The organism is Duganella sp. Root1480D1 (assembly GCF_001427305.1).
Taxonomy (GTDB): domain Bacteria; phylum Pseudomonadota; class Gammaproteobacteria; order Burkholderiales; family Burkholderiaceae_D; genus Rugamonas.
Window position 1 is genome coordinate 1 of record NZ_LMFZ01000017.1, and the last position, 24,100, is coordinate 24,100.

19 protein-coding genes are annotated in these 24,100 nt (G+C 61.4%); 3 read left to right on the top strand and 16 right to left on the bottom strand.

What is annotated here, in order from left to right; translation table 11 throughout:
* Positions 1–91 precede the first annotated feature (91 nt).
* The 10 genes from ASD58_RS17040 to ASD58_RS17080 all read right to left on the bottom strand — a co-directional run bounded on the left by ASD58_RS17040 (position 92) and on the right by ASD58_RS17080 (position 10,734).
* Positions 92–571, bottom strand: a complete 480-nt coding sequence (locus ASD58_RS17040; RefSeq protein WP_307177694.1) for a GNAT family N-acetyltransferase — start codon at positions 569–571, stop codon at positions 92–94.
* Between the two features lie 3 nt (positions 572–574).
* Positions 575–1,171, bottom strand: a complete 597-nt coding sequence (locus tag ASD58_RS17045; protein ID WP_156401330.1) for a hypothetical protein — start codon at positions 1,169–1,171, stop codon at positions 575–577.
* A 137-nt stretch (positions 1,172–1,308) separates the two neighbouring features.
* Positions 1,309–1,629, bottom strand: a complete 321-nt coding sequence (locus ASD58_RS17050; RefSeq protein ID WP_057262373.1) for a hypothetical protein — start codon at positions 1,627–1,629, stop codon at positions 1,309–1,311.
* Positions 1,601–1,828 (bottom strand): hypothetical protein, encoded by a 228-nt coding sequence (locus ASD58_RS31670; protein ID WP_162253030.1) that lies wholly within the window; start codon positions 1,826–1,828, stop codon positions 1,601–1,603. Before ASD58_RS31670 ends, ASD58_RS17050 begins: the two co-directional genes overlap by 29 nt.
* Positions 1,828–2,529 (bottom strand): hypothetical protein, encoded by a 702-nt coding sequence (locus ASD58_RS17055; protein WP_156401331.1) that lies wholly within the window; start codon positions 2,527–2,529, stop codon positions 1,828–1,830. Before ASD58_RS17055 ends, ASD58_RS31670 begins: the two co-directional genes overlap by 1 nt.
* Positions 2,530–2,583: 54 nt before the next feature.
* The gene (locus ASD58_RS17060) at positions 2,584–2,871 is read right to left on the bottom strand and encodes a hypothetical protein (protein WP_057262375.1); all 288 of its coding nucleotides are present in this window, start codon (positions 2,869–2,871) and stop codon (positions 2,584–2,586) included.
* Positions 2,872–3,047: 176 nt separating this feature from the next.
* Positions 3,048–5,453 (bottom strand): zinc-dependent metalloprotease, encoded by a 2,406-nt coding sequence (locus ASD58_RS17065; RefSeq protein WP_057262376.1) that lies wholly within the window; start codon positions 5,451–5,453, stop codon positions 3,048–3,050.
* 3 nt (positions 5,454–5,456) lie between these two features.
* Complete coding sequence (locus ASD58_RS17070; RefSeq protein ID WP_082565481.1) at positions 5,457–7,628, bottom strand: prolyl oligopeptidase family protein; 2,172 nt, start codon at positions 7,626–7,628, stop codon at positions 5,457–5,459.
* A gap of 90 nt (positions 7,629–7,718) precedes the next feature.
* Entirely contained in the window at positions 7,719–10,094 is a 2,376-nt protein-coding gene (locus ASD58_RS17075) for an EAL domain-containing protein (RefSeq protein ID WP_057262377.1), read from the bottom strand.
* 4 nt (positions 10,095–10,098) lie between these two features.
* On the bottom strand, positions 10,099–10,734 hold the full coding sequence (locus ASD58_RS17080; protein ID WP_057262378.1) for a methylamine utilization protein: 636 nt from the start codon (positions 10,732–10,734) through the stop codon (positions 10,099–10,101).
* A 62-nt stretch (positions 10,735–10,796) separates the two neighbouring features.
* On the opposite strand from ASD58_RS17080, the gene ASD58_RS17085 reads away from it, so the two are divergent.
* Both ASD58_RS17085 and ASD58_RS17090 read left to right on the top strand, forming a co-directional pair.
* Positions 10,797–12,683 carry a GGDEF domain-containing protein gene (locus ASD58_RS17085; RefSeq protein ID WP_082565486.1) on the top strand — a complete coding sequence of 629 codons (1,887 nt, stop codon included), beginning with the start codon at positions 10,797–10,799 and terminating at the stop codon, positions 12,681–12,683.
* A 14-nt stretch (positions 12,684–12,697) separates the two neighbouring features.
* Positions 12,698–13,264 carry a DUF5625 family protein gene (locus ASD58_RS17090; RefSeq protein WP_057262379.1) on the top strand — a complete coding sequence of 189 codons (567 nt, stop codon included), beginning with the start codon at positions 12,698–12,700 and terminating at the stop codon, positions 13,262–13,264.
* Positions 13,265–13,270: 6 nt separating this feature from the next.
* On the opposite strand, the gene ASD58_RS17095 is transcribed toward ASD58_RS17090, so the two are convergent.
* The 4 genes from ASD58_RS17095 to ASD58_RS17110 form a co-directional block, all read right to left on the bottom strand.
* On the bottom strand, positions 13,271–14,242 hold the full coding sequence (locus ASD58_RS17095) for a tetratricopeptide repeat protein (protein WP_057262380.1): 972 nt from the start codon (positions 14,240–14,242) through the stop codon (positions 13,271–13,273).
* Between the two features lie 75 nt (positions 14,243–14,317).
* Entirely contained in the window at positions 14,318–16,297 is a 1,980-nt protein-coding gene (locus tag ASD58_RS17100) for a TonB-dependent receptor (protein ID WP_057262381.1), read from the bottom strand.
* A gap of 81 nt (positions 16,298–16,378) precedes the next feature.
* Positions 16,379–16,729 (bottom strand): hypothetical protein, encoded by a 351-nt coding sequence (locus tag ASD58_RS17105; protein WP_057262382.1) that lies wholly within the window; start codon positions 16,727–16,729, stop codon positions 16,379–16,381.
* 19 nt (positions 16,730–16,748) lie between these two features.
* Positions 16,749–17,999 carry an Hsp70 family protein gene (locus ASD58_RS17110; RefSeq protein WP_057262383.1) on the bottom strand — a complete coding sequence of 417 codons (1,251 nt, stop codon included), beginning with the start codon at positions 17,997–17,999 and terminating at the stop codon, positions 16,749–16,751.
* Positions 18,000–18,168: 169 nt separating this feature from the next.
* Here ASD58_RS17110 and ASD58_RS17115 point away from each other — a divergent pair, with 169 nt between their 5' ends.
* The gene (locus ASD58_RS17115) at positions 18,169–19,260 is read left to right on the top strand and encodes a LacI family DNA-binding transcriptional regulator (protein ID WP_057262384.1); all 1,092 of its coding nucleotides are present in this window, start codon (positions 18,169–18,171) and stop codon (positions 19,258–19,260) included.
* Between the two features lie 52 nt (positions 19,261–19,312).
* On the opposite strand, the gene cphA (ASD58_RS17120) is transcribed toward ASD58_RS17115, so the two are convergent.
* A complete protein-coding gene (cphA, locus tag ASD58_RS17120) occupies positions 19,313–21,883 on the bottom strand; it encodes a cyanophycin synthetase (protein ID WP_057262385.1) in 2,571 nt (856 codons plus the stop codon).
* A gap of 12 nt (positions 21,884–21,895) precedes the next feature.
* Entirely contained in the window at positions 21,896–24,073 is a 2,178-nt protein-coding gene (gene cphA / locus ASD58_RS17125) for a cyanophycin synthetase (RefSeq protein WP_057262386.1), read from the bottom strand.
* Positions 24,074–24,100: the final 27 nt, after the last annotated feature.

The following is a 24,100-nucleotide window of genomic DNA, read 5'->3' on the forward strand; positions in this document are numbered from 1 at the left end:
TGAACCCTGAGAATGGACATTCTTTGAACAGCATGGAGGTAGACCAGCACACATTGAAAAAAGCAGCTTGAACTATCAAATTAGGCGACAACTAGCTTGAAAATTTCCGAGCCTTCGCTTGATACAAGCCAGGGAAGTACTTTTCCATCAGAGATTGCGGGTACAGCGGCGCAGTAAATCCGAATTGTGCATACAGTCCATGCGCGTCACCAGTGGCAAGCGTGAATCGTCGCAGGCCTTGAAGCTCTGGATGCGCGAAGACTGCTGCCATCAACGCTTTGCTATAGCCTTTGCCGCGATGGTCGGGCAGGACAAATACATCCACCAGGTTAGCGAACGTTGTGTAGTCTGAAATCACCCGTGCAAATGCGATTTGGTCCCTGCCGAGAAATCCCCCAAAACAAAGCGAGTTGGCGATCGAGCGTTCGACCAAGTCCCGGGAAATACCCTTGGCCCAGCTGCTTTGCTCCGAAAGGAAGCGGTGAACGAGCCCAGTATCGAGCTCACTTACATCTGTGGTGATCCGAATTCCATCCATACCCGAAAACGCTATCAATTGAACAATTTGCAAATGTTAGCATGGCTTCGCATCACTTTGCCGAGGATGGCAGCGGAACCTCATCGCCATCTCGCGCAGTGCAGGATCGCAAATTCCGTAACTGATAACAGCATTGAACAGCGTAGAAAATGAACGCTCGGACCAATTAAACCGGCGCACCATCTTGTGCCGGTCAAGCAAGCAGACTTCGAGGAAGTAGTGGATGCCGTCCATCATCATGTACTCCTCGTCATCCGGCTCGTCCTCCGACATTTGCAGGATACCCGACTGAAGGGCGTGGTTCTCGATCATCCGAAGCAAGCCCCTTGGCAGCGGCGAAGTTGCGATAGGCGTGACGGTCGCGGTGCGGATCTTGCCGCGTACTTCACCAAATGGCTTCGCGTCAGTCACGACTACTTCAATAGAGCCGCCAGTTTCAGCCAACGCACTTGCACTGATGGCGAACTTCGCATCCTCGTTCCGGCGCATGTAACGAATAAGGCTCATTTCATTGGAAATTGCTTGTGGTGCCAGCCAGTCATGGTCCAGACGGTTGAACTGCCTTGCTTGCGAACGTTGGTCCGATTTGTCGTCGGCTCCGAGTCCACGCAAACTGCCCGGGACCGAGAGCACGTAGTGACTTTCTCGGGCGGGCGGAGTGATTCATCGGCTCGTGCCAACATGCAGGATATTCCCAGCAGAATGGCAAAGGACAGACTAACGCGGCGAGTATTCATAACTTTCTGCAAATTCGTGAACACGCAAAAGATTTACTCTTCCTCGATGAAGCGGATGCGGACTTCGGCGATGAGGCCTTCCGAATTGAAGCGGGCCTCAATTGGATAGAACCCGTCACCGTAGCCCGTGCTGACGATATGGCCGAGCCGTTGGTCCACATGTTTAATGGGCCAATGCGTCTCCTCCGCGTTGTCGACAACCGCATCGTCATACCAGGACTCGATTTGTTCATTGCCGGCAAAAAGGCTGTCCCTTAGATAGCAGGGATCTATCAGCATCAGGCAACCGGCGTCGACCGGTGCATGGCCGATCACAGTCCATTCTTCAGGGCTTGGCTTTCTGGTGTCGTTCATGTCGATAGTCCGATTTCATCACGAGAGTCGAAGCAAGCGTGCGGCCGCGGGCCTCTTCCTCGGGTGTGAGCAATTTCTCGATGGTTGCAAGGTCAATTCTCGCCGGCGTATAGTCTTTTTCGGCCGCATTCAGAAGCCGAAGGCGCACTGGAACTGCTTGCAGAGGCGAGCAGCAGACCAAAAACGTCAAGTTGCGCATTAATACTCCTGGAATGTGCGGTGCCCGAGCCACTCGAACACCTGCTGTTTGTAATCTTCTTCAATCTGGATGGACGCTTTCGTCAAATAGGCTGCATCGTCCGGCGAAATCAAACCTTTTCCGGCAAGTCTTCCGAGACTGTTCTCTATTCGCCGAGGCAATCCTTCGAGCCACGTCGCGACAGCCTGTGACGCACCGTTGCCGTCGCCTAGCGATGCAAGGTAAGTCGCGAGCGTCACGAATTGCCGCTTCGATTGAAGGAATCGAATGACGCCATCGCGCGATTCGAATTGGTTCAACCATGGCAGCGCAATCGTCCGGAGCCAATCCCCGATTTCTCGCTCAAATACCGCTACATCTTCAGGTGAATGCAGCTCCCAACTACGCTTCGGCTCGAGTTCCATCAATACATACTGGAAGTGGTTTGAAGGAATGTTGTAGTCCGGGCTCAAGAGGGATTGCGCCATACCGTGAACCGCATGCTGGACTTCAGGGACGAGGCAACAGAGCTCCGCATACAAGGTCCCGCCATTTGCGGTCCACCATTTATCTCGGTAGAAGACGATTTCGCGCTGCGTGTTCTCGCCCGCGTGAAAATATCTTCGCAGATGATGCCCGCTTCCTTTCTGCTTTTCGAATGTAGCAACTAGAGGGGCTTCGAGGAACACGCGATCCAGCGCCTTCCCTAAGAGAGTATTCATTGACATCAGCTACCCCATACGGGTGGTTTCGCCCCTATCTTCAGTCGTCGTCGCCTAATTCCGAACATCGATTCGACTTCCAGTCTTCCAGTCCGCAACGTTGAGCTCATAAACGGTGTCGTCCGACTTCCTGACGGCATACCAGCCAACCAGATTACTGCCGTCAAAACCCTTGGGCACATCAACCGCCCAGAATTTCAGGCCGATCACAAAATAGGCCCGGTTCACAAAATCCTCGACTGATTCGCAACGGTACTCACCAGGGGATTTGACGGCAAGGTGCCTCGCCTTGGCAAGCGAGATCAAAGCCTTGCAAGCCTTTTCTTTCGATTCATTGGCCATTTGGGCCGGTGACGCCAGCGAGGACAGGGGCACTGCGGTGAGTATCGCGAGTCCCAGTCGATTGAAGATTAGTAGAGAACTGGGCCTCATTGCAGCCGGGTTGATTAATTTCTAATTTACCCAGTTTGCCGCAAAGGGGCCGTGTCCGGCAAGTCAATATTTGGAGCCCCTGCTACTCAAATTGGCGCCCCGGGCGGGATCGCGGGCAAGGCGCGCAGTTTGACGCTGCGCGGATCGGCCAGGTAGCGCAATACGTGGTCGGCAGCCTGGGCGCGGCTGGCCCCTGTCGTGCCCTTGCCGGGGTTTGCCTTTAACCAGCCGGCGAAGCCACGCAGTTGCTGACGCAGATCGGCGTCGACGTTGGCGTGCAGTTTGCCGCCATCCAGCGCCTGCAGCAACGCGTCCAACACAACCCAGTTGGCAGCCAGTTGGACTGCCTCGCCACCCGCCACATTGCCTGGAACGGCACCGCGCTTCCAACCTCGGGCCAAAGCCGCTTCGACCACTTCGTCAGCGCCAGGCAGTGCAGCGTCGCGGGCGTGCTGCCAGTACAGGCGGTTCAGCCGGCCAGGATCGAACAGGAAGCTGGCTGTCTGCGCTGCGCCCGATTCAGCGGCGGACAGCGCGTCGAAGACGGCGTTCATGCGGGTACCGAAATACTCTTTGCTGCGTTCATATCCTGTCGATGGCGGGGACAATTGGTCAAGGACGCCAGCCGGCAAGGCCAGATACTCGGCGCGCAGCGTCTCGGCCAGACGCGCCAATGCCGCGCGCTGGGTCGATGCGGGAGTGACCTTGATGCCAGCGGCAGCACGGCCGGCACGAATATCCGCACTCGTGGCGGATTCATATTCGCCGCCAGCCAGCAGGCGGGCTACAGCCTCGCCCTGGTAGCGCTGCAGCAAGTACACCGGCACCAGGCGCGCCTCCAGCTCGCCCGCCTGGCGTTCGTCAGGCAGGACGTCAAGCGAGAAGCTGTTCAGCGCGCGGGTTCTGATGACGCCTAACTGGTCCCAGGTTTTCAGAGTGTCAGGGCCAAAGTCCCACAACAGGCCGTTAGGATGCGATGCGCCGGGTGCGCGCGCATCCTCGTCGGAGACATACTGCAAACCGGCAGCGCGGGCATCGCTGCGCAGTTTGGCCAGCGCGGCGGCCTCGGACTCGGGGCCGCCAAACTCGCCGTAAATGTGCTTCACAACGTAATCGTCCCAAGCGCCAACGCCAACGCCATAGGCATCCTGCAGGTCGATTGCACCATCCGCACCGAGCTTCAATACCGGATGCGGATAATCCATTACAGAGCCATTGCCTTGCCGGCTGGCGGCGAAATTGTGCGAGAAACCGAGGGTATGGCCGACTTCATGGGCCGCCAGTTGCCGCAGGCGTGCCAACGCCATCTGCTCCGCTAGCTTCCGGCGATCGGCCGGGACAGACTTGCCATAAGGCGCCAGCAAGGCTTCGGCAATCAGGATGTCCTGGCGCACGCGCTGGGAACCCAGCGTCACGGCGCCGCGAATGATCTGGCCCGTGCGCGGGTCGGTAATCGCGTTCCCATACGACCAGCCACGCGTGGCGCGGTGCACCCAGGTGATCACGTTGTAGCGCACGTCGGCCGGATCGGCCCCTTCCGGCATCAATTCGACGCGGAAGCCATCTTTGAAGCCCGCTTTTTCGAAAGCGCTGGTCCACCAGCGCGCACCTTCCAGCAGTGCCGAGCGCACCGGCTCCGGGGCGCCACGGTCAAGGTAGTAGACAATCGGCTTGCCGCCTTTTTCCAGCCGGTGGCGCACCTGCCAGCGCACGTCGAGGCTGCTGGCCAGTGGCGTGGCGAAGTCGTAATAGCCGGCGTCGAAGCCGCCAGAGAATGGATGGTAGCGGCGCGGCTTGTATCCGCCATCGGGCAGCCGCACCATGGAAATATGCTGGCGCATCGACAGGCTGGTCGGGTCGGCCGCCACTTGTTTCACGAATTCGCCCGCGCCCGCGCCGGCAAAGGTCAGCAAGGATTCCAGTTCGACGTTATCCGGGAAGGCCTTGGCTTCCGATGCCAGCACAGCGCTGCGCTTTTCATCTACCCGGTACGCACCCTGCTTGGTTTCATCCAGCCGCTGCACCACACCGTGCTGGTCGGCCAGCAGGAAGCTGGAGAAATCGACCAGGCAGCGCGGCCCATCGCTGGCCAGGATGTCGCCCGACCACAGCACGGCGCCAGCAAAGGACTCAGCGACGGCATTGCGCTCGTCGGCGTCGGCCGAGCGCGCGACAAAGCGGGTGTTCTCCTGGACCAGCAACAGGCGGTCGCCGAACTTTTGGAAGCGCACCAGCTTCGGGCTGCCCGGCTGTGCGCGGTCAAGGCCTACGTCATTTGATCCTAGCGCATAGGGTAGCGATGAAACCAGCAGGAAGGGCTGGTCCAACTCACGCACCGCGAGCAGTACCCTGCCCTTCGCCGCATCGCGCCAGACTTCAATGAAGCCTGGCTGCGCGGCGAGCGACTGGGTCTGCTCGGCGAAGGTCTTGGACGCTTCCGCCGCCGTGGCCGGCGCAAGCAAGGCTGTCCACAGCAGCAGGAGCGCGCGCATCGCTTACTGGCCGCCGGCGGTGGTTGCCGATACCGTTGGATGCATGTCCAGCGCACGGGTCAGGAAGCCCCAGCGGTCCGCCACTTCCTCGATCTGCTTCGTGGTCGGCTTGCCGGCGCCATGGCCCGCCTTGGAATCGATGCGGATCAGGATCGGCGCTGCGCCGGCCTGCGCGGCTTGCGCAGCCGCGACGAACTTGAAGCTGTGGGCGGGCACAACGCGGTCATCGTGGTCTGCTGTCATCACCATGGTGGCCGGGTAGCAGCCGCCCTGTTTCAGGTTATGCAGCGGGGAGTACTTGACCAGGGCCTTGAATTCATCCGCGTTGTCCGAGGAACCGTAGTCCGAGGCCCATGCCCAGCCGATGGTGAACTTCTGGAAGCGCAGCATGTCCATCACGCCTACCGCTGGCAACGCAGCGCCGAACAGGTCCGGGCGCTGGGTCATTGCCGCTCCGACCAGCAGGCCGCCATTCGAGCCGCCGCCAATCGACAGCTTGGCCGGCGAGGTCACCTTGTTCGCCACCAGCCATTCGGCTGCGCCGATGAAGTCATCGAACACGTTCTGCTTCTGCAATTTGGTACCGGCCTTGTGCCAGGCTTCACCATACTCGCCGCCGCCACGCAGGTTGGCCACCACGTACACGCCACCCATTTCCACCCAGGCCAGGTTGGAAACGGAGAAGCTCGGGGTCAGCGAAATGTTAAAGCCCCCATAGCCATACAGGTAGGTTGGGTTGCTGCCATCCAGCTTCAGACCTTTTTTGGACACGATGAACATCGGAACTTTGGTGCCGTCTTTGCTGGTGAAGAATTCCTGGCGCGTGTCGAAAGCATTCGGGTCGAAGTCGACCTTTGGCTGGCGATAGATGCTGGATTTGCCGCTCTTCAGGTCCAGGCGGTAAATCGTGGTCGGAGTGGTGAAGCTGGTGTAGGAGTAGAAGGTCTCCGCATCGGACGCCTTGCCGCCGAATCCAGCTGCGGTACCGAGGCCTGGCAGCGCGATGTCGCGCACTGCCTTGCCTTTCAGGTCGAATATTTTGACGGCACTATGCGCATCGCTCAAGTAGTTCAGTACCAGTTGCCTGTTGACGATGCTGGCGCCAGTCAGCGTCTGCTGCGCTTCCGGAACGATTTCCTTCCAGTTCTCGATTCCCGGCTTGCGGATATCGATGGCGATCACGCGCGAACGCGGCGCATTCTTGTCGGTCATGAAGTAGAACAGCGGGCCGTCATTGTCGATGAAGTTGTAGGATGCGTCGAACGCTTCCAGCAGCCCCACCACTTGCGCATCCTTCGCCTTCAAGTCCTTGATGAAGACGCGGTTCTTGGCCTCGGTGCCGTGCGAGCCGTTGATCACCAGGTAGCGGCCGTCGTCGGTCACTTCAGCGCCGAAGCCCCATTCCTTCTGGTCCGGGCGGTGGTAGACCAGCGCGTCGGCGCTCTGTTCGGTGCCCAGTTTGTGGAAGAAGACCTTCTGGAAGTAATTCACGCCGGCCAGCTTGCTTTCTTCGGTCGGCTCGTCGTAACGGCTGTAGTAGAAGCCGGAACCGTCTGCCGCCCAGGCGGTGTTGGAGAACTTGACCCACTTGATATGGTCGGCCAGGTCCTTGCCGGTCGCGATATCGCGCACCTTGATCTCATTCCAATCGGAGCCGGAAGCGGCGGTGCTGTATGCCAGGAACTTGCCGTTCGGGCTCACTGAGGTGCCGGCCAGCGCCACGGTGCCGTCGGCGGCCAGGGTATTCGGGTCGAGCAGCACGCGCGGGGTTTCGGACAAGTTCCTGGCCGTGTACAGCACTGATTGGTTCTGCAGGCCGTCGTTGCGGCTGTAGAAATAGCGGCCGCCCTTCTTCGATGGCACGCCATAACGCTCGTAATTCCACAGCTTGGTCAGGCGCGCCTTGATCGCCTCGCGCTCGGGAATCTGTGCCAGCCAGGCTTGCGTCACCTTGTTCTGCTCCAGCACCCAGGCCTTGGTCTCGTCGCTGTTGGCATCCTCCAGCCATCGGTATGGGTCGGCTACCAAGGTGCCGTGGTAGTTGTCCTGCTGGTCGACCTTCTTGGAAGCTGGGTAAGTCACCACCGGGGAGCCTGCCGGGCAGGTCTGGGCCAGGGCTTGTGCGGAGAATGCGGCGATCAGGGAGAGTGCAAGGGTGGCGCGCTTGAATGGCATTTGTCGTCCGTAGAGTAGTTATGATGCGGCAGCGATCATAACTTGAACTTTAGCAAATAAGTAACTCTCCGAAGGCGACGGCGCCAGCTATTATTCGGCCAAGGCCGATGCTTTCCAATTCTCGACCCAGCTTGCCAACTGGTCGGCCGGTATCGGGCGGCTCATGAAATAGCCCTGGCCCTGGTCGCATCCCATCTCAGCCAGGATGTTCCAGGCCGCTTCGCTCTCAATGCCTTCCGCCACGACGCGCAGTCCCATGTTGTGGCCAAGGTCTATGGTGGACCGCACGATCTTGGCGTCACCCACGTCGTTCGCCATATTCAGTACAAACGATTTATCGATTTTCAATTCATCCACCGGCAGCCGTTTCAGGTAGGCCAGCGAGGAATACCCTGTGCCGAAATCGTCAATCGAAAGATCGCAGCCCATGCCATGCAACCGTTCCAGCGTCTGCTGGGCGCGCACCGGGTCGTCCATGATCGCGCTTTCCGTGATCTCCAGGCAGAACGCACCGGGCGAAACATGGTGGCGCATGAAAATTTCGCCGAATTTGAAGGGCAATTCCTGGTCCAGCAGGTCGCGCGTGGAGAGGTTGACCGAGACCTTCAGGTGGATTCCGCGCAGTGCCAGTTGATGGCACAACTCCGCTGAACGCTCCAGCACCCAATGCGTAATCACACGGATAAAGCCGGTCTGCTCTGCAAACGGAATGAACTGGTCGGGGAATACATTGCCACGCACGGGATGCTGCCAGCGCACCAACGCCTCCATGCCTACCACATGGCCGGTGGAGAGCGTCACCTTCGGCTGGACAAACAGGCGCAGCTCATTGTTTTCCACCGCTTGCCGCAACTCCGTCAGCAACGACAGGCTTTGCTGGCTGCCTTTGTCGATCGCGTCCTCATATACCACGGCACCTTCGTTGCGCTGCTTGGCGGTGTACATGGCAATTTCCGACTTGCTCAGCAACTCTTCGCCATCCACACCGTTTTCGGGGAAGCCTGCGATGCCGATGCCGGCGCCGATGTCGACCATCTGCTCGTCCAGCGACAGCGGCGACTCAAGTGCTTGCAGGATCTCGGCCGCCACCACCACCGCCTGGTCCAGGTCTGAACCAGGCAGCAGCACCGCGAACTCGTCACCGCCAAGGCGCGCCACCTGAGCCGGGTGGCGACGGTTGGCCAGCTTCTGCAGCAACCGGCCTGCCACCTGCTTCAACAGAGCGTCGCCAAAGCTATGGCCCATCACGTCATTCACGTGCTTGAAGCGGTCCAGGTCCATCATCAGGACATAGACCGAGCCACCGCGCTTGCGCGCCTCGCCCAACGCTTCATTCAACAGCAGCAAGAACTGTGCGCGATTCGGCAGGTTGGTCAGCGGATCCCAGTACGCCAGGCGACGGATTTCCTGTTCGCGTTTGGCAATACCATCGCGCATGCTGCCAAAGGCATGCGCCAGTTCCCCGATTTCGTCGGCACGCGACGACTCGATATCAACCTTGTAATCGCCCTGCTCCAGCTTCTTCGCCGTATCGGCCAACTGGCGCAGCGGCTGTGCGATGCGCTTTGCCGTCAATATGCTGGCGACGACGCAGACCACCATGCCAGCGGCAGTCAAGCCGAGCAGCCAACGCTCAAGGCGCGCATATTCGGCCGTCGCCTCGTCGATCGAACGCCCCAGCATCGCCACTGCGACGTTGCCATCGTCCTCGCCGATCTTCGTCATGTGCACACTGAGCTTGTCGCCGCCGATGTCGACGTCGAACGCGTCCGCCGGCATGCCGCCCATGCCCTGCAGTTGCTGCATGATGCGCTCAATGGCTGCCGGCGCCAGGCTGGACGCAACGGGCAACCAGCGGCCGTTCGGGTCGCGCGTCAGCAGGAGGGTTTGCAGCGCGGTGGTTTCCTGCATGTCCCGCGCCAGGCGCTCATCGAGCGGGAATGTCATCACCACGAAGCCGATTGTGACCGGCGCCTTCACCGGCACCACAACGACCTGGTAGGGCAACCGTTCGACGATGGCGACGCCATTTGCGCCGTCGCCCTGTTCAGCCCTGTCCAGCATGGCCATGACCATGTGCTCCAGCCCCGCTGCCTGCGCGTCGCTGGTCGAAGCGACAACCTTGCGCTCAGGGCTCACCAGCATCGTCATGGATGCCTTGATGCGGCGGCCATGGTTGGCCAGCGCCGATTCGATGGTGGCACGGTCGTCATCGTCCGTATTGCCTATCGCGGACAGGAAGCCGGCATCGCGCGACAACAGGCGCGCACCATTGCGCAGGTTCTGCGCATTCTGGTCCATCAGGCGGGCAAACACCTTGCTGCCGTTGACCAGCTCGGAGGCGATCGCGCCCCGGGCATTGCTGTCGATGCCGCGCTGGATCACGACCAGGCCTACAAGCTGCACCACGATCAGCAGCACGAGGAACAAGGTGACGATACGGCTTTCGAGGCTGCGGAATCGCATGGTGTCAGTAAGCCGGTGTGTCCGGATCGGTTGATGGTGGCTTCAGCGAAAACTTGAAGCTGGCACTGGCCGCGCCGTCCGACAGGCGCACCGCCTGCTCCTGCGGATTGCCGCCGACCATATCGGGATGCCAGGCCTTCAACAGGTACTTGCCGGCCGGCGCATCAACGGTCACATCGCCATTCGCACCGGTCTTGCCGAAATATGGCGTGTCGACGATACGCACGTAAGCAATCATCTTGTCGTGAATATTGCAACCAAGGACCACGGTGCCCGGCTTGTCGAAGGTTTGCGGGTCGGCCGTGGTGCCTGAATAAAGCTTCTGGTCGAATTTGTGCGGCGCGGAAAACGAGTAGATATGGTGCCGCACCTTGTCGTTGTTCGGAAAGTAGATCTTGCTGCCGGTCTGGATCACCGTGACCAAGGGGATGAACTTCAGGCCTTTCTGGCTGATTTCACCATCCTTCTGCGGCTTGGGCAGCGGCTGGCCGCCGTCTGCTTCGAGGTAGACCACAGCGTCGGCAACCGGCTTTCCGTTTGCATCGCCAACGTGCACGGTAATCCCGCCGGCCGCAGCGGCCACGGCGGGGATAAAAAGCGCCGCCAATGCAGCGGAACGGATCAAGAGCTGGCTCGGCATTCGTTCTCAGTCAAGGACGTGGAAGCTTATTGTAACGCCAAAAAGTGTTTCCGGCGTTCATCATGCTGTCACAATTGCGATACAGAATCATCACGTTGCCAATTCTGCGACCCGCCATCGTGAGCACTTCAACCGCCGCCCTCCCGAACAACGTGACCTACCTGCGTCCGCCGCCCGACGATCTGCTTAGCCAGCACCTGCTGGACATCATCCAGCGCCGCCAGTTGCACGCCCTGTTCCAGCCCATCGTCCACATGCAAAGCGGCGAGATCGTTGCTTACGAGGGCCTGATCCGCGGCCCGTCGGACAGCCCGCTGCATTCGCCGCTCAACCTGTTCCGTCTGGCGCGTGCCAACAACCTGTCGCGGGAAGTGGAATACCTGTGCCGCCGCATTGTGCTGGAGCGCTTCGCCGAGCTGCAACTGCCCGGCAAGCTGTTCCTGAACGTCAGCCCAGAATCGCTGGTGCGCCCGCACGATGGCAGCCGGGGCGAAACCCTCGGCTATATCCACGATTTCGGCATCAATCCCGCCAACGTCATCATCGAGCTGACCGAAAACCAGCCGACCTACGATTATGAACGGATGCGCGAGGCGGTACTGCACTACCGGAAAATGGGTTTCCAGATCGCGATCGACGACCTGGGCGAAGGCTTTTCCAGCCTGCGCCTGTGGTCCGAGTTGCGGCCCGAGTTCGTCAAGATCGACATGCACTTCATCCAGGGCATCGATCATGACCCGGTCAAGCTGCAGTTCGTGCGCTCGATCCAGGAGATTGCCGACAAATCCAACACGCTGGTCATCGCCGAGGGTATCGAGAAAGCACCGGAGCTGCTGCTGCTGCGAGATCTGGGTATCGCATATGGCCAGGGTTACCACCTGGGACGTCCCCACATCCAACCGGCACGGGCCCTGCCGGCGGAGGTAGTCAAGGTACTGGGCCGCAATGGCGTGGCGGTCTATCCGCAACGCGCTGCCGAGAGAAACGCCGTGTCTATCCGTAAGCTGTTGCACGACGTGGCCGCTGTGCCGCCGTCCATGAACAACAATGACGTCTATGAAATCTTCATGGCCGATCCCAAGCTGATGATCATCCCCGTGGTCGACGCGGGCCGCCCGCTTGGCCTGGTGTCGCGCTTCGAAATGATCGACCACTTCGCTCGCCCTTATCAGCGCGAGTTGTACGGCAAGAAACCATGCACTCTTTTCATGGATGCCAAACCGATCATCGCCGACGTCGACACCAGCCTGCAGGACCTGTCCTGCCGCATGGCCGAATCGGATGCCCACCACCTGTTCAACGGCTTCATCATCACGGAAGGCGGCAGCTATATCGGCATGGGCACCGGCCATGACCTGATGCGCGAAATCACGCAGATGCAGATCAACGCTGCGCGCTACGCCAATCCGCTGACGCAGTTGCCGGGCAATGTACCAATCAACGAGCATATCGACCGCCTGCTGGAAAGTTCCACGCGATTCTGGGTCTGCTACGTGGACCTGGATCATTTCAAGCCCTTCAACGACGTCTACGGCTACCGCCGAGGCGACGACGTCATCCAGCTGACCGGCCATATCCTGGCCAAGCATGGCGACCGCAATCGCGATTTCGTCGGCCATATCGGCGGCGACGACTTCGTGATCCTGTTCCAGAGCGAGGACTGGGAGCAGCGCTGCCACGCCGTGCTTGACGATTTCGCGACCGCCATCGCCGACTTTTACAGCAACGAAGACCGTGAGCGTGGCGGGTATATCAGCGAAGACCGTCAGGGCAAGAAAGTCTTCTATTCGCTCATGAGCCTGTCGGTCGGCGTGATCCGCGTGGAACCGCAGCAGTACTACTCGCACCACCAGATCGCCGCCTGCGCGGCCGATGCCAAGAAACAGGCCAAAAAGATACACGGCAACAGTCTTTTCCTCGACCGCAGGATGCAAACGCAAGGGGCGTAGTCTATATTGAATTCATGAGCCCATTCATCTACAACCTGTGCCAGAAACCCATTGTCGGCTTGGCGATGGCAACTGTCGCGCTGTGTGAATTCCCTCCGCTTATGAAAGACGTCCAGATGAAGCTTGGCGAAGCAGGCACTGTCGTCACTGCAGATGTCGAAGTGCCCGTGGACCTGAGCTACGCCCTGATGCTTGAAATGAGCAATCCTGCCGGCGAGTCCCTAAGCAAGCAGGAAGTGTCGATCATCGGTGATCGCCGCGTGGAAGACTGCGACGAAAGCACGGATCTGGCCAAGGTTCCCAAGCAGGACCGCGCCAGTTTCGGGCGCCCGATGGCGTTCAAGGTGGAAGTGCGGCACAAGCCGGACAATGTGCTGGTGCATTCGCGTACCGTAAACACCCTGTGTGTCGCCAGCAAATGGGCCAACCTGCGTTCGCGCAGCCTGGGCAACTTCGCACTGGCGCGCGGCACCTACAGCGTGCGCATCGAAAATGTCGATGCCCAGGCAGGACTGGAACGCCTGAATACCACCGTGGTGCTGGCGCCAGGCACCGATCGTCCCCTGACCGCGCAACGCTAAGCCGCTTCAGCGCGGGCTATTGCGCGCCTCCGGCAGATGGAGGCGTGGCCGCAACGTTTCGTCGAAATCAATATTGCCGTGCGCATGTTCATCGGGCAGCGCTGCAGTTGCCGCGCCACCGCGCAAGCCTGCGAGGTTGTGGCGCGCCAGCGCATGGCCTTGCGCTGCCGCGCGCTTGTACCAGCGCAGCGCTTCGGCATCGTCCTGCGTCACGCCCTGCCCGGTTGCGTACAACACGCCGAGATTGTTCTGGGCCGCCGCATCGCCTTTTTCCGCTGCGCTGCGATACCAAAGGACTGCCTGCACCAGGTCGCGCTGCACGCCTTCACCGCTGGCGTAAAGCACGGCCGCGCTGAACTGCGCCTGCGCCGAACCGCTTTCCGCGGCCAGGCTGTACCACATCAGGGCTTGCACCGTGTCGCGCTGCACACCGGTGCCGTGGGCGAACATGCTGCCCAACAGGCATTGTGCATGGACTTCCCCGCGCACCGCTGCCTTGCGCAGCCAGGCCTGCGCCAGCTTGCAGTCCGGCGCCACCCCGCGCCCGTTCAGGTAAGCCTCGCCAAGCAGCGCCTGGGCGCTGCTAACGCCTTGTTCGGCGGCGCGGCTGAACCAGCGCGCAGCCATTTCTTCGTTGACGGGAACGCCGCGCCCGCGCCGGTACATCTGCCCGAGGTTTTGCTGTGCGGCGGCATCCCCCTGGCGGGCGGCGCGCCGGAACCAGTACACTGCTTCGGCATCGCTGCTGCCGATGCCTACGCCCTTGTAGTACATCGCACCAAGCTGGTTCTGGGCGAAGGCCAGCCCCTGCAGCGCAGACATGCGCATCCAGCTAAATGCCTGGCGCGCGTCGGTTTCGACACCCTGTCCGTTTTTGTAAAGAAGCGCCAGGTTGAACTGGGCGTAGGGATTGCCCCGCTGGGCGGGGCCAAGGAACCACCGGAAGATGCGCTCCCGGTCTGCCAGACGTTTGCCCATCGTCGCCTCCCATACCCTGGATTGTTATCTAAAGTATAAGAAGCGACTCCGTGCTACGTTTGATTTTGCGCAAACTCAGAACTTGGCGCGCACACCAAATACGAAGCTTCGGCCGGGCAATGGCGAAACGTCCTTCAACAGCGAGGTCGATACACGGATTTCGTCATTCAGCAGGTTCTTCGCCAGCACAAACCAGGTCAGGTCCATGTCTTTCAATTTCTGCGTGTACGACAAGTTGGCGTTCAGCTGATTATAGGAACCGGTTGGCGTCGACTCGAACGAGGCCAGGCGATCCTGCGACTGCGCGTGGATCCAGGTAGCGCCTGCACGCCAGTTCGCGGTGCGATAGCCGACGGTGGCGCCAACGCGTGACGCAGGTTGCAGCGGCAGGCTGCCGCTATCTTTGAGGTCGCCATGCGAGGTGTCGGCGAACAGGCGGCCGTTCAGGCCCATGGCCAGCGGGTTGTACTCGATTTCCGCTTCGGCGCCGCGCACGGTGGCATTGCCCTGGCTGAACAGGCGTTCGCGGAACTCGCCGCCCTCATTGCCTTCTTCATCGAGCATGCGGCCGGTCACGTGGCCGTAAATGAAGTCCGAAATGCTGTTGTGGAACAGGTTGGCTTTCCAGCGGATCAGGCCTGCGGTTTTTTGCAGCGAGAATTCGATGTTGCGCGAAGTTTCCTTGGCCAGGTTCGGGTCGCCCTGGTCGAAGGTGATGGTCGCGTCATGCGGGCCGCCGGAATACAGTTCTTCCGTCGACGGTGCGCGTTGGGCGCGCGACAGGGTCAGGCCCGTCGCATAGCCTGGCGTGAACGACCACAGGGCACCCAGCGCGCCGCTTTGCAGCGAGAACGAGCGGTCCAGGCCACTGACGGGTTCACGCTTGATCTTCTCCAGGCGCAGGCCAGCGTTGACGCGTACCGGCCCCCATTCCTTTTCCTCGACCAGGAAGCCCGCCGTCGAATTCGAACGGGTAACCGGCACGGTATCCGGCCCGCCTGCCGCGCTCAGGGCCGAGAAGTGCGTCAATTCGGTCTGCATCCCGAAAGTACCGTGCCAGCCGCTGACCGCCTTGTGCACTGCTTCGGCGCGGGTCTCGACCGCGCGGTTCTTGAACAGCACTTCCGGCTGGCCATCGTCGCCCAGCTCGGCGTGGTGGTAATCGGTGTAGCCGGCTTTGAACTTGGCCGACTCAATGCCTGGCAGCGGGTTCTTGAACAGGCTGTCGAAGTCGTAACGGGTCTGGTGCTGATCGATGGTCGAACCTTCCGCGCTCGGAATGCCGTACTTGTTGTCCAATCCGGAGACGGACGCGCCGACATATCCCCAGCTATCGATGTAAGAACCGCCAAAGCCAGCGCCCTTTTCCTTGGTGCCGGAATGCGGCAGGCGACCGGATGCCGAGTCGGGATCGCCTTCGATACGGTTGTCCGGAATCTTGTAATCGCCCGTCTGGCGCGTGTTCGCATCCAGGTGCAGCGCCAACTTGCCGATGGCGCCATCGATGGTACCCGACGTAGCTGTGCCATCGTCCACGGTGCTGTAACGGGTTTCCGCCTGGCCCGTCAGCTTCGATTCCAGCGCTGGCGGAATGCGTTCATTGACCACGTTCACCAGGCCGCCGATTGCGCCAGAACCATACATCAGGGAAGCCGGGCCGCGCAGGATCTCGATCTGGTGCGCCACCGTACCTTCAGCCGATACCGCGTGGTCGTTGGACAGGCCCGACACGTCGGACACCGCCATGCCGTTTTCCAGCATCTTCACGCGGGCCCCTTCCAGGCCGCGGATGATCGGGCGGGAAGCGCCCGCACCAAACGCCGACGAAGAGACGCCCAGTTCGGACGACAGCGTTTCGCCCAGCGAGTTTGCCATCTTGTCGCGCAGTTCGTCGCCGGACAGCACTTTAGCCGGCAGCAGGATTTGCTCCGTTTCGCCTTTATGGAAAGGGTTGGCGGTCACGACGACCTTGGTTACTTCACCGTCATCGGCGCAGGCAATGGCGGATACGGCCGACAGGACGGCGCCTGCCAGCAGGGAGTACTTGAAATTCATGATTAACCTCTGGATACGACAAACAATAGGCAGCGCGCGGCACAGGGCCACGGCGGCAGCAAATGCACTACGTTGTTTGTGTTAAACCAGGGGTGGGGCGCGTGAGTCGTAGGCGCGTGCAGTTCGCGCCGTATGAAGCTGCTGCAAGGCGACACCTGCTTGCGGCGCGCTGTAGTCGACAGCCAGGAAGGTGAAGTTCGGCGTGTGAATCGCCGTCGCCAGCGAGGCAAATGCCGCGCACTGGCTGCAGTTGTGGTCCAGCGCAAGGCCGGCGCTCAGGCCATTGCCTTCGGCGTCCGCCGCCTTTTGCAATTCGCTGCCCTGGCGGAAGTCCGACCAGTGCGAAACCGCGTGCGCCATCCCGAGCTGCTGGGACAGAACCAGCAGCAGCGCGAGCAAGACGTGCAGGAATTGGCGATTAGCTTTCTTCACGGCGACTATTGTAAGCAGATTATGCAAACTTGCGCAATGCATCACGTGCCAGGCCGGCGCCGATGCTGCCGAACAGGTCACCTTCTACGCGGCGGGCACCCGGCACCATCGCTGCGATGCGTTCGCGCAGCAGGCGCACGCCGCTGGAGCCGCCGGTGAAGAAAATGGTGTCCACCTGGGCAGGCTGCACACCAGCATCGCCCAGAAGTTGGGTCACAGTGGCGCCGACGCTGGTCACCAGGTGATCTACGGCGCCATCGAAACCGCTGCGCGTTACATCCAGCAGCACCGGCGGCGCGAAACGCTCAAGGTTGAGCTGAACCTGGTCGGCAGTGGACAGCCCGATCTTGGCCTCCTCCACTTTCAACGCCAGCCAGTGCCCTGCGCGCTCCTCGATCAGGTGCTGCAGGCGTTCCAGCTTGGCCGGCTCGCGCGCATCGCGGATCATTTCGGTCAACTGCGCCTGCATCTTGCGGGTGTATGCCAGGTTGATGGTATGCCAGGTCGCGAGGTTGAAGTAATAGCTGGACGGCACCTCGGCTCCGCTCAGGAACTGGCTGCCATAGCCCAGCAGCGGCATCACACTCGACAGGCTGAGGTATTTATCGAAATCGGTACCGCCGATATGCACGCCGCCGGTGGCCAGGATATCGTCCCCCCGCTCGCTGCGTGCCACGCGGTCAGGGCCCAGGCGCACCAGGGTAAAGTCAGAGGTACCGCCGCCGATGTCGGCGATCAGGACCAGCTCTTCGCGGTCGATCTGCGACTCGTATTCGAATGCCGCCGCAATCGGCTCGTACTGGAAGGCCACCTCGCGGAAGCCGACGCTGCGCGCGATTTCGGCAAGGGTGTCTTCAGCCAGCTGGTCTGCGGCCTTGTCATCATCGATGAAATGCACCGGGCGGCCCATCACCACATGGTCGAAATGGCGCCCGGCAGCGCTTTCTGCGCGGCGCTTCACTTCTCCGATGAACTGCGACAGCAACAGGCGGAATGGCAGCGCGCGGCCGCCAACCTCTGTCTGGCCGTCGATCAGGCTGGTGCCCAGCAGGCTTTTCAGGGAGCGCATCAGGCGGCCCTCGCAGCCGGCCAGGTACTCGGCCAGGGCCGCGCGGCCGTAGCTGGTTTCCTCGTCTTCCGCGTTGAAGAAGACCACCGATGGCAGGGTCATCTTGCCATCCTCGAGCTCCAGCATGATGGGCTGGCCGGGGCGCACCCATCCTACGGTGGAGTTGGAAGTGCCAAAGTCGATGCCGCAAGCCTGTGCCATCTTAATCATCCGAAACCAAAAGGGGCGGTATTTTAACAGAGAGCGGCGCGGCTTGGGCACCACACCAGAGCCCGGTTTGGGGCTTGTAAACGCAGGGAAACTATTGCCATGTGGTAAGATTGGAGTTTATTTTCAAAATCGCAAGCATTAACGCCGCAAACCCGCATTCATGCGCCAAACCACGCCACAAGCTGTGATCAGCCTTGCCGAGCAAAAGGCCATCATCCTCCAGGAGGGACGCCGCGTCACCTCCTATGATGTTGCGCTCGTGGCAGGCGTATCGCAATCGGCGGTTTCGCGCTGCTTCAAGCCGGGCGCCAGTGTATCGAAGGCCACTTATGCGCGCGTGATGAAGGCGGCCGAGGGGTTGGAATACATCCCGAATGCCGCCGCGCGCAGCCTGATCACGCGCCGCACCAATATCGTGGCGATCGTCGTGTCCCATACCAGCATGCTGTACAACCCGGCTGCCTTGTCGGAACTTAGCCAGCAGCTGAACCGCCGCGGCAAGCGCGCCCTGCTCTTCACCATGCAGCACGAAGGGGAGATTGAAAGCATCCTGACCGAGATCTGGCAGTTCCAGGTCGATGGCGTGGTGGCTGCGTCGAAGCTGACCGCGGCGCATGTCGACGAATTCAGGCGCCGCAAAGTGCCGCTGGTGGTGTTTAACCGCCACCTGCGCGATTTGAACGTCAACACCGTATTGTGCGACCAGTATGAGGCCAGTCGCGCCCTGGTGACCCGCCTGGCGGGCGCCGGACACCGGCAGTTTGCCTTGATCGGCGGACCGGCCCAGAATTCCGTGGCGGGCGAGCGCTTGCGCGGTGCACTGGACCGTATCGCTGAACTGGGGCTGCCGGAGGCGCCGGTGTTCCATGGTTGCTTCGACTATTCCAGCGGCGTGGCCGGCCTGCATGAGCTGATTGCGCGCATTGGCGCGGTACCTGATACGGTGATTTGCGGGAATGATGCGATGGCCATGGGCTGCGTGGACGCGGCGCGCCAGCATTTGCACATCGACGTGCCGTCGCAGATGTCGGTGGTCGGCTGCGATGCCGTTGAAGGTTCGCATTGGTTGAGCTACGAGCTCACTACGCTCAAGCAGCCATTGCACAAGATGGCGGTGGCGACTGCGGATTTGATCTGCAACCTGATTGAGGCTGACGGGGAAGTCGAGGCTGAAAAGCGGGTGTTTGCTGCGCAGTTTGTTGAAGGCGAGACTGCAAGGCTGGTGGCGCCGAAGGCTGTTCTGGTTGCTTGAAAACCGGCAAACCGGGGTCTGATCCTGTGGGTCAGACCCCGCCTTACCGGTTTCAGCCAGCAGCAATCCGGTTGGCGATGTGCCGCAGCGACTCTTCCACCTGGTCCACCAGGATCAGGCACAGGTCACCATCCTGCAAACGATCCATCGCCGTATCAATCGCGATGAACTCACCGGTAATCTGGTCGATGTTCCTGGTGCGGCTTGCGCCTTCCAGGCCCTGGCGCAGCAAGCCAACCACTTCGCCGTCAGCACGGCCGCGCTGGCAGGCGTCCTGGTACAGGATCACATCGTCAAATGCTTTGCCCAGAATTTCGGTCTGCTCGCGGATATCCTGGTCGCGGCGGTCGCCTGCACCCGAAATCACGACGGAGCGGCGCTTGGCAGGCATCGCATCAACCGCCTGCACCAGTGCCAGCATCGCATCCGGATTGTGGCCATAGTCCGCAATCACAGTCGCGCCGCGGTACTTGAAGATATTGAAGCGGCCCGGCGCATTGTGGCTGTCAGTGGTGAAGCTCAGCAAGCCGCGGCGGATCGCATCCCAGTCGACGCCCGCGGCCCAAGCCGCCGCCACCGCCGCCATGGTGTTCTCCACCTGGAAACCGATGGTGCCGTTGAAAGTGATCGGCACGTCCGCCAGCGGAATACGCTGCTCGTTCTTGCCTTCCACCGCCACCAGCTGGCCATTTTCGATATACACCGTGCGCTTGCCCTGGGCCAGATGCGTTGCCACCACTGGATGGTAGCGGTCCGCGCCAAAGAAGATCACCTTGCCCTTGCACTTGGCAGCCATGGCGGCCACGATTGGGTCGGTTGCGTTCAGTACGGCATAGCCATGCTCGTCCACGTTCATCACGATCACGCGCTTCAGCACCGCCAGGTCTTCCACGGTGGTGATGTAATTCAGGCCCAGGTGGTCGCCGGCGCCGATATTGGTCACCACGGCCACTTTGCAGCGGTCATAAGCCAGGCCTTCGCGCAGGATGCCGCCACGGGCGGTCTCGAACACGGCTGCATCCACATCAGGGTGCTGCAGCACATTGCGCGCCGAGCGCGGGCCGGAGCAGTCGCCGGAGTCGATCTGGCGGCCGTTGACGTACACGCCGTCGGTATTGGTCATGCCCACGCGCAGGCCGGAAGACGCGATCAGGTGCGCAGTCAGGCGCACGGTGGTGGTCTTGCCGTTTGTGCCGGTAACCGCGATGACCGGAATGCGGCCGTCGTCGCCTTCCGGGAACATTGTGTTGATGATCGCTTCGCCGATCGGACGGCCCTTGCCGTAGGAAGGCGACAAGTGCATGCGCAGGCCAGGCGCGGCATTCACTTCCACCACGCCGCCATTCTGTTCTTCGATAGGACGCAGTACGGAATCGCACACCACGTCCACGCCGCAGATATCGAGGCCGATCATCTGCGCCGCTTCCACCGCGCGCGCTGCCACTTCCGGATGCACGTCGTCGGTCACGTCGGTGGCGGAGCCGCCAGTCGACAGGTTGGCGTTATTGCGCAGCACCACGCGCTGGCCGATCGGCGGCACGGAGTCCGCAGCCAGGCCTTGCAGCGCCAGGCGCGCCAGCGCGATATCGTCGAAACGGATCTTGGTCAGCGCGGTGCCGTGGCCGGTGCCGCGGCGCGGGTCGGAGTTGACGATGTCCACCAGTTCACGCACGGAGTGCACGCCATCGCCCACCACGTGCGGAGGATCGCGGCGCGCAGCAGCGACCAGCTTGTTGCCGATCACCAGCAGGCGGAAGTCATGGCCTGCCAGGAAGCGCTCGACCATGATGTCGTCGCGGAACTCCTTGGCCGCGTTGTAGGCGGCGATGGTCTGCTCACGAGTGGTGATATTGACGGTCACGCCCTTGCCCTGGTTGCCGTCCTTCGGCTTGACCACGACCGGCAGGCCGATTTCCAGCGCGGCTTTCCATGCGTCTTCTGCGTCTTCGGCGGTGCGACCGGTAGGCACCGGCACGCCGGCTGCATCCAGCAGTTTCTTGGTCAGTTCCTTGTCCTGCGCGATGGTTTCCGCAATCGCGCTGGTGCTGTCCATTTCAGCGGCCTGGATACGGCGCTGTTTCGAACCCCAGCCGAAGCTCACCATCGAACCTTCGGTCATGCGGCGGAACGGGATCTTGCGCGCCACGGCGGCGTGCACGATGGAGCCGGTCGATGGGCCCAGGCGCACGTCCTCGTCCAGCTCGCGCAGCTCGTGCAGCGCGGCAGCCAGGTCGAACGGGGTGTCGTCCACCGCGGCCTTGATCAGCTTTTCAGCCCATTCAACGGCCAGGCGGCCTACCGCTTCTTCGGTGTACTCGACGACCATCTGGTAGATACCTTCTTCCAGCGTCTGCGTCGTGCGGCTGAACGTGACCGGGCAGCCCGCTTCGGCTTGCAGGCCCAGGGTTGCCAGTTCCAGCACGTGCGCCATCGGGATGGTGTCGGCATGGCCGTCCGGCTGCAACTGCGCCAGGCGTGGGAAGCGGGTGCGCAGGCGCACTTCGAAACCAGGGATCTTGTCGACGGAGCGTTCATCCGGCGCGCAGGACACGATGGCCTCTACAGCCGTATGGTGGCTCCACAGATTAGGGCCGCGCAGTGCGCGGAGGCGAATAACTTCCATTCCTGGTAATCCTTAGTTTTTCTTGGTATTCCACTCGAAGGTGCGCAGCGCGGCACCGATCAGGTCCGGCGACAGGCCCATGGCCCAACCAGCACCAATCGCGGCCAATACAGCTTCCTTGCGATCCTCGCCGCTCGCCGGCAGGCAGGACGGCGGCAGCACTGCCAGCTCGTCGCGGCCGGCAGCCATGACGAAACCGCCATCGCGCAGGAACACGGCACGGCCGCCATCCTGGCGGTGCGAGTCGATTGCCGGCACGTGTTCGTCGGTGCCGTAGAAAATCACGTCGCCGTCGCACAGTTCGGCCATTTCGACCACTTGGGCATCGGAGGCATTCAGCACGGCTGCACCTTCCGGCAACACGACGTCGACCTGGGTGCGCAGCACGCCGAACATCTGTTCCGGGGTGTTGATAAAGAACTCGCCCAGACCCTCGTGGCCGGCGGCGTCAGTCACCACGCCCACCATGCACTTGTCGTAAGAGAAGCCTTCGCTCAGGATCATGCGCCCGGCATTCGCGAACACTGCTGCTTCCACATTCTTGTTCAGCAGCAGGCGCTCGCCGGATTCCCATTCGGACAGTGGGCCGCGCGCGACGTTACGGCCGTTCAGGAACACGCCCTGCTCGGTTGCGGTGCCGACGTAGCGGCCGCTCATTTGCAGCAGCCATCCGATCAGGCGCGCGATCAGCGCATTCTGGCGGCTGCCGGCCACGCCCACGATCGGGATGCGGCCATCGTCGTCTTCAGCGAACAGTTGATCGGCAATCGCGTGGCCGACCGGACGTGCAACGCCGCCGGCGGCTGGCTTCAGGTGGGCCAGCAGGCCCGGGCTCGCGTTCACTTCGATGATCGCGCCACCTTGCTCTTCCAGCGGCCGAGAGATGTCGGCCGCAACCAGGTCGATGCCGGCGATGTCCAGGCCAATGGTGCGTGCTGCCAGCGCTGCCATTTCAGCAACAGCCGGGTGCACCAGGTCGGTCACGTCGTTGGCCACGTTGCCGTTCAGCTGGATCAGGACCTTGCGGCCTGAGTCCACCACGGAGTCCGGCGTCAGGCCCTGGCGTTTCAGGTCCAGCAGCACTTCTTCCGACTCGCGCGGCTGCACGATATTCAACGGGAATTCTTCGGTGGTGCCGCGGCGAGGATCAGTGTTGATCTGGCTGTCCACCAGGCCCTGAACCGAGGACTTGCCGTCGCCAGTCACCCACAGCGATTCGCCCATGGAGGCAGCCACCATGCGGCGGCCAACGACCAGCAGGCGGTGTTCATTACCAACGATGAACTTCTCGACGATCACACTCTTGCTGCCGCCACGCACCACGGCGATATCGTAGGCAGCGCGCACGTCGGCTTCGGTCATCAGGTTCAGCGACACGCCACGGCCATGGTTGCCGTCGTAGGGCTTGACAGCGACCGGCAGGCCGATGTCCTGCGCTTCTTCCCACGCTTCATCCGCGCTCTTGACCAGGGTACCTTCCGGCACAGGCACGCCGACAGACTTCAGCAAGTCCTTGGTCATGTCCTTGTCGGAGGCAATGCCTTCGGCGATGGCGGAAGTGTTGTCGGTTTCCGCAGTCCAGATGCGGCGCTGGCGCGCGCCGTGGCCCAGCTGCACCAGGTTGCCGTCGGTCAGGCGGATGTGCGGGATCTTGCGGTCGGTCGCAGCGTCCACGATGGAGGCGGTCGATGGGCCCAGGCACAGCGATTCGACCATCGAGGTCAGTTTTCCAACGGTGGCGGCCAGGTCGTATGGCTTGTCGTCGATGGCAGCCATCAGCAAGTCTTTGCCAGCGGCCAGCGCGGCGCGGCCAACCTGTTCCTGGCGAGTGCGGAATGCCATTTTGTAAATGCCGCTGCCTTCCGCGGTCTGGCGGGTCTTGCCGAAGCCGGTACGCATGCCGGCCAGGTTTTGCAACTCGAGTACGACGTGTTCGAGGATGTGGCCGGCGTAGGTGCCGTCGCGCAGTCGCTCGAGGAAGCCGCCGCGCTCACCGACGCCGCAGCGATGCTCGACCAGGCCTGGCAGGAAGCCGATCAAGCGTTCATAAAAACCGGGGAGTTTGTTCGAGGGGTAGTTTTCAAGCTCGCCGATATCCAGCCAAGCCTCGATCACCGGGCGATAGGTCCAGATGTTCGGTCCGCGCAGGTGTGTTACACGGAGAAACTCAATGTCTTTCTTTTTTGTCATGTTTTAGCTCTTGTACCTCTTGCGGTA

Bases quoted from the DNA above. Each gene is read 5' to 3' on its own strand.
- ASD58_RS17050 (WP_057262373.1), bottom strand. From the start codon at position 1,629: ATGAACGACACCAGAAAGCCAAGCCCTGAAGAATGGACTGTGATCGGC.
- ASD58_RS31670 (WP_162253030.1), bottom strand. From the start codon at position 1,828: ATGCGCAACTTGACGTTTTTGGTCTGCTGCTCGCCTCTGCAAGCAGTT.
- ASD58_RS17055 (WP_156401331.1), bottom strand. From the start codon at position 2,529: ATGAATACTCTCTTAGGGAAGGCGCTGGATCGCGTGTTCCTCGAAGCC.
- ASD58_RS17060 (WP_057262375.1), bottom strand. From the start codon at position 2,871: ATGGCCAATGAATCGAAAGAAAAGGCTTGCAAGGCTTTGATCTCGCTT.
- ASD58_RS17065 (WP_057262376.1), bottom strand. From the start codon at position 5,453: ATGCGCGCGCTCCTGCTGCTGTGGACAGCCTTGCTTGCGCCGGCCACG.
- ASD58_RS17070 (WP_082565481.1), bottom strand. From the start codon at position 7,628: ATGCCATTCAAGCGCGCCACCCTTGCACTCTCCCTGATCGCCGCATTC.
- ASD58_RS17075 (WP_057262377.1), bottom strand. From the start codon at position 10,094: ATGCGATTCCGCAGCCTCGAAAGCCGTATCGTCACCTTGTTCCTCGTG.
- ASD58_RS17080 (WP_057262378.1), bottom strand. From the start codon at position 10,734: ATGCCGAGCCAGCTCTTGATCCGTTCCGCTGCATTGGCGGCGCTTTTT.
- ASD58_RS17085 (WP_082565486.1), top strand. From the start codon at position 10,797: ATGCTGTCACAATTGCGATACAGAATCATCACGTTGCCAATTCTGCGA.
- ASD58_RS17090 (WP_057262379.1), top strand. From the start codon at position 12,698: ATGAGCCCATTCATCTACAACCTGTGCCAGAAACCCATTGTCGGCTTG.
- ASD58_RS17095 (WP_057262380.1), bottom strand. From the start codon at position 14,242: ATGGGCAAACGTCTGGCAGACCGGGAGCGCATCTTCCGGTGGTTCCTT.
- ASD58_RS17100 (WP_057262381.1), bottom strand. From the start codon at position 16,297: ATGAATTTCAAGTACTCCCTGCTGGCAGGCGCCGTCCTGTCGGCCGTA.
- ASD58_RS17110 (WP_057262383.1), bottom strand. From the start codon at position 17,999: ATGGCACAGGCTTGCGGCATCGACTTTGGCACTTCCAACTCCACCGTA.
- ASD58_RS17115 (WP_057262384.1), top strand. From the start codon at position 18,169: ATGCGCCAAACCACGCCACAAGCTGTGATCAGCCTTGCCGAGCAAAAG.
- cphA (WP_057262385.1), bottom strand. From the start codon at position 21,883: ATGGAAGTTATTCGCCTCCGCGCACTGCGCGGCCCTAATCTGTGGAGC.
- cphA (WP_057262386.1), bottom strand. From the start codon at position 24,073: ATGACAAAAAAGAAAGACATTGAGTTTCTCCGTGTAACACACCTGCGC.